Raw genomic sequence first — 14670 nt, 5'->3', positions numbered from 1 at the left:
CTCGCATGAGGCGGGCAGGAACCTCCCAGGCGCAAGGAGCTAACATGGTGTCATGTCCTTTGTGTTGTCCCTCCTCGTCGTGCTGCACCTGATCTGCTGGGCCGTGGCGCTCGGCACCTGGGTGGCAGCCGCTCGCACCCGCCAGCCGAACCCGGGCATGGCCCATGCCGTCGCCGGTGCCATCGTCACCGGTGTCCTGATGGCGGTCCTGGTCTCGATCCCGGGAGTCATCGATGGCGACCCGAACCATATGAAGCTCGGCATCAAGCTGCTGGTCGCACTGGTCGCCGCGGCGCTCGCCTACCGCGCGAGGAAGACGGGTCCCGAGACGCCGTCCGCCGTGTGGTTCGGCATCCCCGTCGCGATCGTCCTGAACGTGATCATCGCCGTGTTCGTCTGAGCCATACCGGGGCGACCTGCCACGACGGGTCCTCCACTCGCACGCTCCGTCCACACCGGGCCCGACAGCATCCCCGCTGTCGGGCCCGGCCCTATCCTGGAACCCTCATGAGCTCTCTCTTCGACGACCTTTCGCTGCCCGACGCCTTCCGCCGCCTCGACGGGGTGTCGGTGGCCCCCGTCGAAGAGGAACCGCCCGTCGAGGGCGAGCCTCCGTACGACGACGCTCCGCCGCCCGAGACCGAGGACGTGCCGCAGCCGCCGGCGGAGTTCGCCCAGGCGCCGCATCCGGCCGATCGACCCGCCTCCGCCACGCGCTCCGGACCGGGGGTGGTGGCCGGGAGCTCCGCTCCGGGTCTCACCGAGCTCACCGACGGTCTGAACCCGGCCCAGCGCGAGGCGGTCGAGCATCGCGGCTCGCCGCTGCTGATCGTCGCCGGTGCCGGTTCCGGCAAGACCCGGGTGCTCACGCGTCGCATCGCCCACCTGCTGCGCTCCGGTGAGGCGCTGCCGGGCGAGATTCTCGCCATCACCTTCACCAACAAGGCGGCCGCGGAGATGCGTGAGCGCGTGGGCGAGCTGGTGGGTCCGGTCGCCCGCAGCATGTGGGTCTCCACCTTCCACAGCGCCTGCGTGCGGATCCTGCGCCGTGATGCCGCCGCGGCCGGGTTGAAGAGCTCCTTCACGATCTACGACAGCGCCGACTCGCTGCGCCTGATCACCACGATCGCCAAGGATCTCGAGCTCGACACGAAGAAGCACGCCCCCCGCGCCCTGGCCTCCCGCATCTCCGCGCTGAAGAACGACCTGACCGATCCGGTCGACTTCGCGGACCAGGCCGAGAGCGCGAAGAACCCCTTCGAGCGGACCCTCGCGCGGATCTTCACGAACTACACCGAGCGGCTGCGCCAGGCCAATGCGGTGGATTTCGACGACCTCATCGGTCTGACCGTCACGCTGCTGCGGGAGCACCCGGCGATCCGGGAGGGCTACCGGCGCCGCTTCCGCCACCTGCTGGTGGACGAGTACCAGGATACCAACACCGCCCAGTACCAGCTGGTGCGGGAGCTGGTGGGGGAGGACCCCCGCGCAGATCTCACCGTGGTGGGCGATTCGGACCAGTCGATCTACGCCTTCCGCGGCGCGACCATCCGCAACATCGTCGAGTTCGAACAGGACTTCCCCACCGCGCGCACCATCGTGCTCGAGCAGAACTACCGCTCCAGTCAGAACATCCTGACCGCCGCGAACTCCGTGATCGAGGAGAACGCCGGCCGGCGCAAGAAGAACCTGTGGACCGACCAGGGCGAGGGCGAGCAGATCACCCTCTACGTCGCCGACGACGAGCGGGAGGAGGCGAGGTACATCGGTCGCCAGATCGATGCCCTGGTCGATGACGGCCGCAGCGCGGGGGACATCGCGATCTTCTACCGCGCCAACGCCCAGTCCCGCGCGCTCGAGGACCAGCTGATCCGCGTGGGCCTGCCGTACAAGGTGGTCGGCGGCACCCGCTTCTACGAGCGCCGGGAGATCAAGGATGCGATCGCCTACCTCCAGGTGCTCGCCAACCCGGCCGACGAGATCAACCTGCGCCGTATCCTCAACGTCCCCAAGCGCGGTATCGGCGACCGTGCCGAGGCCGCGATCGCGATGCTCGCGGAGCGGGAGCGGATCGGATTCGGCGAGGCGCTGCGCCGTGCGGAGGAGGCCCCCGGGATCGCCACCCGCTCGCTGAACGCGGTACGCACCTTCGTGGCGATGCTCGAGGACCTCCAGTCGATGGCTGCCGACGGCGCCGGTCCCGCCGACCTGCTCGAGGCGATCCTGCAGCGCTCGGGCTATGACGCCGAGCTGCAGGGCAGCGACGACCCGCAGGACGAGTCCCGGCTGGAGAACCTCGCCGAACTGGTCAGCGTCGCCGCCGAGTTCGAGGCGCAGCTGGAGGAGGCCGATGCGGTCGCCAGCGAGTACGAGGACGAGGCGGAGGATCCCAAGGCTGCAGCCGCTGCGGCCGGCACGACGCCGAGCGCAGCGGCCGATACGGCATCGGCAGCGGCAACCGACACCACCGCGTCCGGGACGGTCCCCGCGCCCGGCGTCGAGCCCGCCCCGGGCGCCGACATCGCTCCCGATGCCGCACTGACCGCGCCGGACGATCCCGAGGCCGGCCTCGTGGACCGCTTCCTGGAGAAGGTCTCCCTGGTGGCCGATGCGGACCAGATCCCCGGCGAGGAGGACCAGTTCGTCACCCTGATGACCCTCCACACCGCCAAGGGTCTGGAGTTCCCGGTCGTGTTCCTCACCGGGATGGAGGACGGCACCTTCCCCCACAACCGCACCCTGAGCGACCCCGACGAGCTGCAGGAGGAACGGCGCCTGGCGTATGTGGGCATCACGCGCGCCCGCGAGAAGCTCTTCCTGACCCGCGCCCAGATGCGCTCGCTGTGGGGACAGACCCAGTTCATGCCCGCCAGCCGCTTCCTCGACGAGGTGCCCGAGAGCGTGCTGGACGTGGCGCGCGCCGGCTCCACCCTCGGCGGTGCCGGGTTCGGTGGCGGCCACAGCGGCTCCGGCGGCTACCGGGCCGGCGGCCACGGCACCGGTCCCGGCACGGACAGCCGTCGCGGTCCCTCCTTCAGCGGCGGCATCGGTGGTGGGCGCAGCGACATCAAGCGGCCCAGCCTGGGCTCGGGCCGCAGCGCCACCCCGGCGGACAAGCTGCCCCAGCTCGCGGTGGGCGACCGGATCACCCATGACTCCTTCGGGATGGGAACGGTCACCGAGGTCGCAGGCCAGGGCGAGAGGACCCAGATCGAGGTGCAGTTCAAGGCCCCGCACGGCGCCAAGCGCCTGGTGCTGCGCTACGCAGCGATCACCAAGCTCTGAGGGCCGGCACGGCCGGGGCGGCGTTCGGAGGTCCCGCCCGCTGCTCGGCCTGCCGCCGGGTCAGGCGGTGACACGGATCAGCGCCCGGGCCCCGCGCTCCAGGTCCACGAAGGAATGGTTCACCGCGGTGTAGGTGCCGGGTTCGTCGAAGACCAGCTCCACGAAGCCGCCCTGCGCCGCCGCCAGATCCAGGGCCTGCGCCCCGCCACCGGTCTCGTTGTCCGGCCGCAGCAGGAACTCGCCCTCCTTGAACACGGTGTCGAACACGCCGCCCACCACGTGGAAGGAGATCCCGCGCGAGGGCCCGGCCGCGAGCACCCACAGCCGCACCCGCTCGCCGACACGGGCCTCGAGCGGGGCGTGCACGTACTGGTTCGCGTGCCCGTTGAACACCGTCGCATCCGGGCGCTCGGCCGCGATCTTCGCCGGGCTCACCGGGAGGGCGCCGGCATGCATCGTGGCCTCGGATCCGGGAGCCCCGGCCGGCACCAGGTAGTGCTCGGACTGGACCAGGACGTACTCGCGATCCACCGCGGCCAGCCCCGCGGGTGGCACGATCAGCGCGCCCGCCATGCCGGCGGCCAGATGGACCGACATCGGCACGGTCGCGCAGTGGTACAGCCAGATCCCGGCGTGGTCGGTGGTGATCGCGTACTCGAGCGAGTCCCCCGGCGGGATCGTGGCCATCACCTCGTCGGGGGCGACGCGACCGGCATGCAGATCCAGCGAGTGCCCCATCGCGCCGGCGTTGACCAGCTCCACGGTGAGACGCGCACCCAGCTCGGAGCGGAGGATCGGACCCATCACCGTGCCGTTGAAGGTCATCGCGTCCATGACCACGCCGGGCGCGATCTCGGCGGCCTCGTCGGTGACCTCGAACCGCACCCGCTGCTCAGGACCGGAGGCCGCGGGCAGGCGTGCATCGCGCACCTGATGACCGTCCCCGGGCTCGGCCCGCAGATCCAGCGGTACCCGGGCCAGCTCCTCGACACCATCTCCGCCCCTCGCGGGTGCGGTCCCCGCCGCGGTGGCGCCCGCTCCCGTCGCGACGACGGAGAGGACCATCCCCATCGCCCGATGACCGACGATCGAGCACCAGCCCTCGAGGTCGTGCGAGACCACCCCGGCCGCCACCGTGGTGCTCGCCCCGGGCTGCAGCCGGCCTGAGGTGACGCCGGAGGCCAGCACGAGGTCGTGGACGTCATAGGGGTCGTCGTTGCGCAGCTCGATCACCAGCGAGTCGCCCGCCGGCACCTCGAGCACGTCGGGGTGGAACCGCATCTCGGCCATGCTCACGGCGAGCGTCGTGGTCCGACCGGTGGGGGCGACGGGGGCGCCGCCGGTGTCGTGCCCGCCGAGCTCGGCACCGGGCGGCAGCGAGCCCTGGGCCCGGTCCAGTGCGGACCCCAGGGCCGTCACCCCGAGCACCGTGCCGAGACCGAGCAGCGCGCTGGTCAGGGCGCGGCGGTCCATGCTCCCGGGACGCATCTCCGGGCGGTCCCGAGCGGCGGGTCCGGCGGTCGTGCCGGCCGCGGCGGCAGGCGCAGCGGCGGTCGGTGCGCTGCCCGGGGCGGTCGGTGCGCTGTGCGCGACGGCGCCGGCGGGCGGACCGACGGGCAGGCTCGTGCCGGACCCGGTCCCGGGCCCGGACGGCATCGGCAGGTCGGTGCGCCGGTGCCGGATGCTGGCCCGGATCGCGATCACCAGCAGCACCGGGAACGAGAGCAGCACCAGGAAGGCCAGCACCGACAGCGCCACGCGGGAGAGGGAGCCGAAGGAGGCGACGTCCGCCGTGCCGAGGCTGAGGGCGGCGAAGAGCGCCGACGCACCGGTGCCGGTGAACCCCGCCAGCACGAGCAGCGCGAGCGCCAGGTTGTAGGTGACCACGCGCAGCACCGCGAACCGGCTCATCGCCGCGTGCGCTGCGGTGGTGGATCGCGGACCGCCCCGCATCGTCACCGGCAGCAGATAGCTCATCGCCCCGAAGAGCACCTGCAGCAGGAACCCGGCCACGAAGGGGACCGTGAGCTGCTGGAGGTCCGCGGCCACCAGCGCGGTGCCGAGCTGCTCGTCCGCCGAGCGCCACCACAGGGCCAGCAGGCCCACCACCGCCAGCGTGAACCAGGCCACGCCGGAGGTGATCGAGAGGATCGGGAACAGGGGCAGGGGGACCCTGTGCTGCTGGCGGGCGGAGCTGAGGCCCAGCCTGACCAGGGTGATCGCCACCCAGGCGAAGGAGGCCAGATAGGCGATCAGGAAGGCGCAGCCCAGCAGGGTGGAGCCCAGCAGCGCCCCCGCCGTCGCCCCCAGCACGGAGATCAGCATGCCCAGCAGACCGTTCGCCGCGCGCTTGGCGACCTGCAGGTCGATCCGGGTGCGCAGCACGGTGGGCCACAGGGTCAGCAGGGTGCCGGTCACGGTCACCCCCACGAAGCCCAGGATGTTCACCAGCTGATGCGCCAGCAGCAGGCGGCCCTGCCAGGGCTCACCCGGGCTGAACGCCATCACCGCGCCGAGCGTCGCCCCGACCGGGATGAGGCAGGCGGCGGCGATGTACGCCTTGACCGTGAACTCGAAGCGAGGGGCCAGAGCCGCCGTGACCTGCGAACCCAGAGAGATGGCGTACCAGACCAGGGCCGCAGAGACCATCAGCGCGCCGAGCACCACCACCCAGGGCCAGGAGGGAAGCATCCCCAGGATCGTCACCAGCACACCAGCGCTCAGCAGCAGGATCCTCCGCACCTGCCAGGGACGGGACTCCTCACCGAGCCGGGTCTTCAGCAGCGCCTCGGCGAAGTGCTGTCCCCACACCATGATGGAGGTGGTGATCAGCCCCAGGGTGACCATGTGCACCATCAGCCAGCGCGACTGCGGGATCCACTGATGGGTCAGCACCACCACGATCAGCGCCAGCAACCACCATTGCACCGGGCGCGAGGCCTTCCGATGCCAGGCGCCGCGATCCATGGCGGGGGAGCCCTCCGAGCGGCCGGGTCGCCGCGGGCCGGAGGCGGAGGGGGCAGGGGAGAGCGACGGGGTCATGACCACCTCGGACGGAGCCCCGACCAGGGCTCGGCGCGGCGGGTCGGGACACGGACAGGGACCGTTCCAGCCTACGACCGGGGCCCTCGCCCCGGTGGTGCCGAACGTCCCGCAGGCGAGGGCGCCCCCCTCGCGCGCTCCCTCACCCCGGGCGCAGTCGGTCGGTGCTCGCCGCCAGGCGGTGATCGCCGCTCAGCCGTCGCGCGGGTCCGCGGTGGCGTCGAGCACCTCGCGGGAGCGCTTCCACTGCGCGTAGAGCCCGCTGGCGAAGCTGACCACCACGATCAGGCCGACGATGATCAGCACCGTGGTGAAGGGGATCGGGATCCCGGCCGCGAAGAGCACACCCCAGATGACGAGCAGGGACAGGCCGATCAGCAGGGCATCGCGCAGGGCTCGCATGACGCGCGGGATGATGTTCACCGCGGCCACGCGCCGACTGGCCACCGCGTAGTAAGCCGTGGCATCCCGGCGCAGTCGTTCCTTGTCCACCGCCGGACGCGATTGCGTGACCGCCCCCGAGGGGGAGGACGGCGACCGGGCGCCGGTCGCCCGGGGAGCCCCCTCGGCGTCCCGGACCGGGCCGCTCCGCTCCCGCGAGTCCTCGCCGTCACGAGTCGGGCCGGTCGACGCCTGGTCCGGTCGGTGGCCCTCGTCGATCGCCTTCCCGGCGGCACGCACGTAGGCGCTCGCCTGCCCGGAGGCCCGTCGGGCGGCGTCCTTCGCTCCGGGGGCCTGCTTACGGGCGGTGTTCCGGGCGGCCTTCGCGTAGGTCTTCCAGTCGGCCATGGAGTCTCCTCGCCTCAGCGGTTCTCATCGTGCTGGCCGCGGCGCCGCGGCTCTGCACGCTCTCGGACGTCGACGTCACGGAGGCCGACATCACGGGGGTCGACGTCACGGGGGTCGTCGCGGCGATCGCCCTCGCGGAAGCGGATGTCGCCGCCGCCCCGCGCCTGCCGCTGCGGACGCGGATTCCGCGCCCGGTGGTCGTGGTAATACGACAGCCCCACGTTCAGTCCCAGCGTGATCACCACGGAGAGGGCGAAGCCGGCGAAGGTCGAACGCACCCCGAGCAGGCGCAGCAGGATGAACAGCACGCCGATCGCGACCACACTGAACCCGATGTGATCACGCACGCGCTGGAACAGGCTGCGGGGTCGTCGACTCATCCCGCCATCGTAGTCGCCGCACCTGGGCGTCCTCCGCAGCCGCGGCGGCGGGCCCGTCGGCGAAGCCCGGAGACCCGCTGCGGTAGGGGCCTCTCGAGTGAGACTCCCCGCACGCAGCGGCCCATGGTCCGAGCAGGGAGACAGAAGCGATACCCTGACCGTGTTCCCAGGGGTGGCATCGAGGCCAGTGCGGCCTGCCGCCCACTGCCGACATCGAGAGGAAATGCACCCCGTGGACCTGTATGAGTACCAGGCCCGCGATCTCTTCGAGAAGCACGGCGTGCCCGTGCTCGGAGGAGTCGTCGCGGAGGATCCGGCCACAGCCAAGGCCGGAGCAGAGAAGCTCGGCACCCCGGTCGTCGTCGTCAAGGCCCAGGTGAAGACCGGTGGCCGCGGCAAGGCCGGTGGCGTCAAGATCGCGAAGTCCCCCGAGGAGGCGGAGCAGAAGGCCGCCGAGATCCTCGGCATGGACATCAAGGGCCATACCGTCCACCGCGTGATGATCGCGGCCGGAGCCGACATCGCCGAGGAGTACTACTTCTCGCTGCTGCTGGACCGGGCCAACCGCAACTACCTCGCCATGTGCTCCGTCGAGGGCGGTGTGGAGATCGAGCAGCTCGCCGTCGAGCGCCCCGAGGCCCTCGCCCGCGTGGCCGTCGACCCCAATGTCGGGATCGACCAGGCCAAGGCCGAGGAGATCGTCGCGGCGGCGAAGTTCGACACCGAGACCGGTGCCAAGGTCGCCCCCGTGCTGGTGAAGCTCTGGGACGTCTACCAGAACGAGGACGCCTCCCTGGTCGAGGTGAACCCGCTGGTCAAGACCGGCGCCGGGGACATCGTGGCCCTGGATGGCAAGATCACGATCGACGAGAACGCCGCGTTCCGCCACCAGGATCACGCCGCGCTGGTCGACGTCACCTCCGAGGACCCGCTGGAGACCAAGGCCAAGGCCCTGGACCTCAACTACGTCAAGCTCGACGGTGAGGTCGGGATCATCGGCAACGGCGCGGGGCTGGTCATGTCCACCCTCGACGTGGTCGCCTACGCGGGGGAGAAGCACAGCGTCAAGCCCGCGAACTTCCTCGACATCGGCGGCGGCGCCTCCGCCGAGGTGATGGCCAACGGCCTCGACGTCATCCTCGGTGACGAGCAGGTCTCCGCCGTGTTCGTCAACGTCTTCGGCGGCATCACCGCCTGCGACGCGGTCGCCAACGGCATCGTCGGCGCCCTGAAGAAGCTCGGCGATGCGGCGACCAAGCCGCTCGTGGTCCGCCTCGACGGCAACAACGTCGAGGAGGGTCGCGCGATCCTGGCGGACTTCGCCCACCCCCTCGTCACCCAGGCCGACACCATGGACGGCGGCGCCGCGAAGGTCGCCGAGCTCGCCGCCGCAGGAAAGTGAGCAGCACCCGACATGTCTATCTTTCTCGATGAGAACAGCAAGGTCATCGTCCAGGGCATGACGGGCTCGGAGGGCATGAAGCACTCCCAGCGCATGCTCGACTCGGGCACCAACGTCGTCGGCGGCGTGAACCCGCGCAAGGCCGGCCAGTCCGTCGCCTTCGAGGGCGGTGCGGAGGTCCCGGTCTTCGGCTCCGTCGCCGAGGCCATGGAGGCCACCGGCGCGAACGTCTCGGTGGTCTTCGTGCCGCCGAAGTTCGCCAAGAGCGCCGCGGTCGAGGCCATCGACGCCGCGATCGAGCTCCTGGTGATCATCACCGAGGGCATCCCGGTCAAGGACGCCGCCGAGTTCTTCAACTACTCGCAGGCCAAGGGCGCCACTCGCATCATCGGGCCCAACTGCCCGGGCCTGATCAGCCCCGGCAAGTCCAATGCGGGCATCACCCCCGCGAACATCACCGGTGCGGGGAAGCTGGGCCTGGTCTCCAAGTCCGGCACCCTGACCTACCAGATGATGTACGAGCTGGCCGACATCGGCTTCACCACCGCCATCGGCATCGGCGGCGACCCGGTCATCGGCACCACCCACATCGATGCCCTCGAGGCGTTCGAGAACGATCCGGAGACCGCCGGCATCGTGATGATCGGTGAGATCGGCGGCGACGCCGAGGAGCGGGCGGCCGAGTACATCAAGGCCCACGTGACCAAGCCGGTCGTCGGCTACGTCGCGGGCTTCACCGCCCCCGAGGGCAAGACCATGGGCCACGCCGGCGCCATCGTCTCCGGCTCCGCGGGCACCGCGCAGGCCAAGAAGGAGGCCCTCGAGGCCGCCGGCGTCAAGGTGGGCAAGACCCCCACCGAGACCGCCGACCTGATGCGCGAGATCATCAAGGCCCAGGCCTGAGCGCCGAGCCCCAGGACGGCGACGGCTGAGTCCGTCCCGTCCGTGCGGCGCCCCGGATCCACTGCGGATCCGGGGCGCTGCGCATTCGTGGCGGAGAGCCCTCGACGCCCGCGGTGAACACGTGCCTCACCCCGCGAAGTGCCGACTAAGCTGGCTGGAACCCGCTGTGCGCCCGATCAAGGAGGGGACCCTGTGTCCGGAGATCTCATCGACACCACGGAGATGTACCTGAAGACGGTGTTCGAGCTCCATGAGGCCGGTATCGCCCCGATGCGGGCTCGGATCGCCGAGCGGCTGGGCCATTCGGGCCCCACGGTCTCCCAGACGGTCGCGCGGATGGAGCGCGACGGTCTGCTGTACCTCGACGACCAGCGGCGCATCCGGCTCACCGCCGAGGGGTCGGAGGTCGCCACCGATGTGATGCGCAAGCACCGCCTGGCCGAGCGGCATCTGCTGGACGTGATCGGGCTGGACTACGCCCATGTCCACGAGGAGGCCTGCCGCTGGGAGCACGTGATGAGCCTCGAGGTCGAGAAGCGCATCGCGCAGCAGGTGGCACCCCCGTATCTGGACCCCTACGGCAACCCGATCCCCGGCCTCGCAGCTCTCGGGATCGAGGAGATCCACGCCACGTCGGAAGGTAAACTCCCGTCCATCGGGAGTCGAGAGCTGAGCGAGAGCGTCGCCGACGGTCAGAGCCTCCGAGTGCGCCTGGCACGGATCGGGGAGCGGGCCCAGAGCGATGTCCACCTCCTCGGTGAACTCGCACGTCACGGCATTATTCCGGGAGTGGAGCTGGGGGTCGAGCGGGTGGGTGGCAGCATCATGCTGACCGGTCCCGACGGGGGAGAGGTGGCGGTGACCGAGCTCGTCGCTGATCAGCTCCATGTGACGCCGCTCCCGGCCGGGTAAAGGCTCCGTCAAGCTCTTCCCAGAACCTTCCAGTCATCCTGACTTCTCGAGCGTCCACCCCCTAGTGTCGAGGGCGTGCCGCGGCGAGAAGAGCCGGGGCATTCCCTCCGGAGAGCCCCGTCGCGCACCGGATCGGGAGCAGAGACGTCCACCTGCGCGAGGGCATTGTCCCGGGGGCTGGGAGCCATACGTGTCGAAGACTGCGAACTCTGCCCACCGTCGCACCATGCGAGCCGTGACCCCCGCCGTCCGTGCGGGCCGCGCAGGTGCCGGAGCGGCGATGGCCGCGGCGATGCTGTTCGGCGGCGCCTCCGCCGCTACGGCGGAGACCCAGGTCGATGCCCCGCAGGCCGACGCGGCTCCGTCCCTGATCGCCCCCGTCGTCGCCCCCGCGGTCGGGATCCCGGCCGCTGAGGCCGCCGCCGAGGAGGCGGGGCCCGCCCTCGCTCCCGTCGCTGGCACCATCTCCATCGAGGTCGGCCCGACGGAGGAGGAGATCGCCGCCGCAGAGGCCGCCGAGCGCGCCGCTGCCGAGCGCGCCGCCGCCGAGCGCGAGGCCGAGCAGCAGGCCGAGCAGCAGGATGAGCAGGGCACCGAGACCCGTCAGGACGAGCGCTCCTCCCGCTCCACGGAGCGCTCCAGCCGCGACGACGATCGGGACGACTCCTCCTCCCAGCAGTCTTCCTCCTCGTCCTCTTCTTCCTCCTCCTCGTCCTCCTCCTCCTCGTCCGAGGAGTCGCAGCAGGAGAAGGCCGCCCCGGCACCCGCCGCCGGCAAGGGCAGCTCGATCCTCGCCACCGCCCGCTCCGGTGTCGGCACCCCGTACGTCTACGGCGGCACCTCCACCTCGGGCTGGGACTGCTCCGGTTTCGTGCAGTGGGTCTACGGCCAGCACGGCATCAACCTGCCGCGCGGCGCCGCCGCCCAGGCCGCTGCCGGCACCGTGATCCCGCGCTCGCAGGCGCAGCCCGGCGACCTGGTCTACAAGCCCGGCCACATCGGTATCTACGCGGGCGGCAACCAGTTCGTCGACGCGGGCAACTCTCGCGTGGACACGTCCGAGCGCAACATCTACTCCGGCAGCTGGACCTTCATCCGCGTCGGCTGAGTCCGCACGCCGCAACGGCCCCGCCCCACGACACGTGGAGCGGGGCCGCTCCCATTCCGGGACTCGTGCCGCGCCTGCTCCGCCCTGACCGCTCGCCTCGGGCGGAACCTCACAGGGCGGGCGGACCCGCAGCGGATGCCTCCCGGCCACCGTCCCGGTAGCGTGGGCGCGTGAGCACCGCCCGCGACCTCCTCGCCCTCGTCCTGCTGCTGGGCGCCACCGTGCTCGGCGCCCTCTGGCTGCCGGCCACCTGGATCGACGACAACGTGGTCGACGAAGACGGCTTCCTGGCCATCACGGTGCCCCTCGCCGAGGATCCCGAGTTCCAGCGCCTGCTGAGCGACAGCGCGGTCCAGGAGATCCTCGGCGGCGATCGCCTCCCGGACTGGCTCCAGGAGCGGCTGACTCCGCTGGCCGAGGAGCAGGCCGAGAAGCTTACCGACACCGACGTCTACGGGACGCTCTGGGGGGCTTCGATGGCTGAGCTGCATCATGCTCTGTTCACCCCGGGTGCCTCGGAGCTCGACGTCGACCTCGCTCCCGCGATCGACCGGATCCTCACCCCGGTGGAGGAGAGGCTTCCGATCGACATCCCCCGCCCCGAGGACGCCACCGTCACCCTGGCCACCGTTCCCGACGTCCCCCTGCTGACCGCACTGTCCGCAGTGACCCCCTGGGCCCACTGGGCCGGTCCGGCCGCACTCGTGCTCCTGGTGCTCGCGCTGATCCTCGGTGCGCACCGACGCACCCTGCTGGTCCTCGCCGGGCTCGGCGGGATCCTGGCCGGGGCCGCGGTGTGGTGGCTCGGCACCCGAATCGGGACCGTCGTGCCCGATGCCGTGGACCAGGCGGTCTTCCTGGGGCCGATCGTCCGGGAGTTCGAGAGCCGGTTCCAGACCGCGATGGCGCCCCAGGGGATCATCCTGCTGGGTGCCGGGGCGCTGGTGACCGCGGCCGGTGTGGTGCTGATGGGGCTGCACCGGCGCTGAGGCCGGTGCCCTGAGCGGCATCCGGCGCGAACACCGGCGCCGCGCCGGACGCCCGGCGGGAGCGGCTCGGGAGGACCGCCGTGGAGGTGCTCCTCAGAGCAGTCCGAGACGTTCGAAGGCGGTGACGATGCCGTGCTGCTGCGGGCCCGGGATGCTCACTCCTCCCGCCGCCTCGAGCACGGCGGCCGGAGCGCCGTCGACGGCGATCGCGGTGCCGGCGGCGCGCAGCATCCCCAGATCGTTCATCCCGTCGCCGATCCCCACCGTCGAGGCATGGTCCATCCCCAGGTGCTCGGCGACCATCCGCACCCCGTCGGCCTTGTCGACCGAGACCAGGTGCAGCTCGCCGGAGCTGACGTCATCGGTGATCGAGTTGGGCAGCGCCCCCACCTCGGGCCCGATCTCGGACGCCAGGTGCTCCACCCGGAGCGGGGAGCCCCACAGGGAGATCTTCGCGAAGGAGGCGGAGGCCAGGTCCGCGGGCAGGACGATCGCATCGATCAGGTCCTGCAGCCCGCCTCCCACGCCCTCCTCCGGGAGCGGAGGACGCACCCGTGCCCGCAGCTCAGCGGCGGAACGCGGGGTGCACAGCAGCGCCTCGGGGGTCTCGAGGGTGAACGGGATGTCGTGGCGCTGCAGCACCTCGACGGCGCGTCGGCCCAGCTCCTCGGGGAAGCGCTGATCCTGCAGCAGCTGCTCGCCGACCCGGATCCAGCCGCCGGCGGAGGCCACCACCCCGTCGAAGAGCGCGGCGACCGCAGAGGCCACGATCGAGGCCGGACGCCCCGTGCACAGGAGGACCAGATGCCCGTTCTTCCGTGCTCGGCGGACGGCCTCCGCATGCGCTCGCGGGGCCACCCCACGATGCGCGAAGGTGCCGTCGAAATCGATGAATACGCAGCGGCGATCTGCCACGGACGCTCCCTCTTCCCTGGTGTTCTCGGAGCCCTCAGCGTAGGTGACGGGGCTGGGCACCCCCGGAGCCTGCAGCCAGGGGGCGGGGCGAGGGGTCAGCGACGCCGATGGAGGCTCGCCAGCACCGAGACGGTGACGGTGCCGTCCGCCAGCTCCGCGAGCGCCTGCGGTGCCACGTGCCGGGCGCTCGGGGTCATCGCCACCAGGTCCCAGGCAGCTTGGCCCGACACCGCCAGCGGGAAGCGCACCTCCCGCACCTCCTCCGTCGTGAACAGGGGATCCAGCACAGCATGCAGCCGCTCCTCCTTGCGCGGGTCCAGACCCACCATCCCGGGCACCGCGGCGCGCAGCTCGGCGAGATGATCGGCCGCCGGCCGCACCACCAGCAGATGGCCGCCCGGCGTCAGCACCCGTGCGAACTCCGGCGGATTGCGCGGGGCGAACACGTTCAGCACCAGATCCGCGGAGCCCTCGGCGAGGGGGAAGCGGGTGAAGACGTCCCAGGCCGCTGCGGCGGCCCGGTCATGGGCGCGGGCGGCGAAGCGCAGCGCCCGCACCGAGGTGTCCACGCCCAGCCCGCGGGCCTGCGGCAGCTCCTCCAGCAGCCCGGCGAGATAGTAGCCGGTGCCGCCGCCGATATCGAGGACCCGCCCGGTGGTGTCCGGAGCGAGGTCGCCGATCGCGTCCCGCAGCGGCGCGTAGGCGCCGGTGGCCAGGAAGCCGTCCCGGGCCCGGGCCATGGCGTCGTCGTCACCGCTGGTGGCAGGGGCGCCGGTGAGCAGGGACACGTATCCGGCCCGGGCCAGGTCGAAGCTGTGGCCGGACGGGCAGCGCAGGGTGCGCTCGTCGATCCGCATCCGATGGTGGCAGTGCGGGCACTCCAGGACCTCGAGCCAGGAGGCCAGAGCGGCGGGGGCGGGGCGGGGCACGTCAGCCAGGGTACGT

At 71.6% G+C, this 14670-nt stretch carries 12 protein-coding genes; 7 read left to right on the top strand and 5 right to left on the bottom strand.

The genetic code is table 11. The annotated features are described in order from the left end of the window. The first annotated feature begins 52 nt into the window (after positions 1 to 52). Positions 53 to 400, top strand: coding sequence for a hypothetical protein (locus tag ACHUEU_RS09000; RefSeq protein ID WP_394215594.1), 348 nt, complete (start codon positions 53 to 55; stop codon positions 398 to 400). 107 nt (positions 401 to 507) lie between these two features. Then, positions 508 to 3285 carry a UvrD-helicase domain-containing protein gene (locus ACHUEU_RS08995; protein WP_394215593.1) on the top strand — a complete coding sequence of 926 codons (2778 nt, stop codon included), beginning with the start codon at positions 508 to 510 and terminating at the stop codon, positions 3283 to 3285. A 60-nt stretch (positions 3286 to 3345) separates the two neighbouring features. Here the strand turns inward: ACHUEU_RS08995 and ACHUEU_RS08990 are convergent, their stop codons facing one another. From ACHUEU_RS08990 to ACHUEU_RS08980, 3 genes are all read right to left on the bottom strand, one after another. Next, entirely contained in the window at positions 3346 to 6327 is a 2982-nt protein-coding gene (locus ACHUEU_RS08990) for a multicopper oxidase domain-containing protein (RefSeq protein WP_394215592.1), read from the bottom strand. A 192-nt stretch (positions 6328 to 6519) separates the two neighbouring features. Beyond that, a complete protein-coding gene (locus ACHUEU_RS08985) occupies positions 6520 to 7116 on the bottom strand; it encodes a hypothetical protein (RefSeq protein WP_394215590.1) in 597 nt (198 codons plus the stop codon). A gap of 14 nt (positions 7117 to 7130) precedes the next feature. After that, a complete protein-coding gene (locus ACHUEU_RS08980) occupies positions 7131 to 7496 on the bottom strand; it encodes a hypothetical protein (RefSeq protein WP_394215589.1) in 366 nt (121 codons plus the stop codon). A gap of 232 nt (positions 7497 to 7728) precedes the next feature. Between ACHUEU_RS08980 and sucC the strand changes: the two genes are divergently transcribed. The 5 genes from sucC to ACHUEU_RS08955 all read left to right on the top strand — a co-directional run bounded on the left by sucC (position 7729) and on the right by ACHUEU_RS08955 (position 12810). Beyond that, the gene (sucC, locus tag ACHUEU_RS08975) at positions 7729 to 8898 is read left to right on the top strand and encodes an ADP-forming succinate--CoA ligase subunit beta (RefSeq protein WP_394215588.1); all 1170 of its coding nucleotides are present in this window, start codon (positions 7729 to 7731) and stop codon (positions 8896 to 8898) included. Positions 8899 to 8910: 12 nt separating this feature from the next. Next, complete coding sequence (gene sucD / locus ACHUEU_RS08970) at positions 8911 to 9801, top strand: succinate--CoA ligase subunit alpha (protein ID WP_394215587.1); 891 nt, start codon at positions 8911 to 8913, stop codon at positions 9799 to 9801. Between the two features lie 192 nt (positions 9802 to 9993). Beyond that, a complete protein-coding gene (locus ACHUEU_RS08965; RefSeq protein ID WP_394215586.1) occupies positions 9994 to 10713 on the top strand; it encodes a metal-dependent transcriptional regulator in 720 nt (239 codons plus the stop codon). A gap of 226 nt (positions 10714 to 10939) precedes the next feature. After that, positions 10940 to 11821, top strand: a complete 882-nt coding sequence (locus ACHUEU_RS08960; RefSeq protein ID WP_394215585.1) for a C40 family peptidase — start codon at positions 10940 to 10942, stop codon at positions 11819 to 11821. A 170-nt stretch (positions 11822 to 11991) separates the two neighbouring features. After that, the gene (locus tag ACHUEU_RS08955) at positions 11992 to 12810 is read left to right on the top strand and encodes a hypothetical protein (RefSeq protein WP_394215584.1); all 819 of its coding nucleotides are present in this window, start codon (positions 11992 to 11994) and stop codon (positions 12808 to 12810) included. 93 nt (positions 12811 to 12903) lie between these two features. Here the strand turns inward: ACHUEU_RS08955 and ACHUEU_RS08950 are convergent, their stop codons facing one another. Both ACHUEU_RS08950 and ACHUEU_RS08945 read right to left on the bottom strand, forming a co-directional pair. Further along, the gene (locus ACHUEU_RS08950; protein ID WP_394215583.1) at positions 12904 to 13725 is read right to left on the bottom strand and encodes an HAD family hydrolase; all 822 of its coding nucleotides are present in this window, start codon (positions 13723 to 13725) and stop codon (positions 12904 to 12906) included. Between the two features lie 95 nt (positions 13726 to 13820). After that, positions 13821 to 14654, bottom strand: coding sequence for a putative RNA methyltransferase (locus tag ACHUEU_RS08945; protein WP_394215582.1), 834 nt, complete (start codon positions 14652 to 14654; stop codon positions 13821 to 13823). Positions 14655 to 14670 lie beyond the last annotated feature (16 nt).

Source organism: Brachybacterium vulturis, assembly GCF_043641765.1.
In the GTDB taxonomy this organism is placed as follows: domain Bacteria; phylum Actinomycetota; class Actinomycetes; order Actinomycetales; family Dermabacteraceae; genus Brachybacterium; species Brachybacterium vulturis_A.
The sequence above is the reverse complement of the archived record's forward strand: the minus strand, read 5'-3'. Positions and strand labels throughout refer to the sequence as shown.

What these genes read in the sequence shown, in the direction of transcription:
- ACHUEU_RS09000 (WP_394215594.1), top strand. Translation starts at nt 53, where the DNA reads ATGTCCTTTGTGTTGTCCCTCCTCGTCGTGCTGCACCTGATCTGCTGG.
- ACHUEU_RS08995 (WP_394215593.1), top strand. Translation starts at nt 508, where the DNA reads ATGAGCTCTCTCTTCGACGACCTTTCGCTGCCCGACGCCTTCCGCCGC.
- ACHUEU_RS08990 (WP_394215592.1), bottom strand. Translation starts at nt 6,327, where the DNA reads ATGACCCCGTCGCTCTCCCCTGCCCCCTCCGCCTCCGGCCCGCGGCGA.
- ACHUEU_RS08985 (WP_394215590.1), bottom strand. Translation starts at nt 7,116, where the DNA reads ATGGCCGACTGGAAGACCTACGCGAAGGCCGCCCGGAACACCGCCCGT.
- ACHUEU_RS08980 (WP_394215589.1), bottom strand. Translation starts at nt 7,496, where the DNA reads ATGAGTCGACGACCCCGCAGCCTGTTCCAGCGCGTGCGTGATCACATC.
- sucD (WP_394215587.1), top strand. Translation starts at nt 8,911, where the DNA reads ATGTCTATCTTTCTCGATGAGAACAGCAAGGTCATCGTCCAGGGCATG.
- ACHUEU_RS08960 (WP_394215585.1), top strand. Translation starts at nt 10,940, where the DNA reads ATGCGAGCCGTGACCCCCGCCGTCCGTGCGGGCCGCGCAGGTGCCGGA.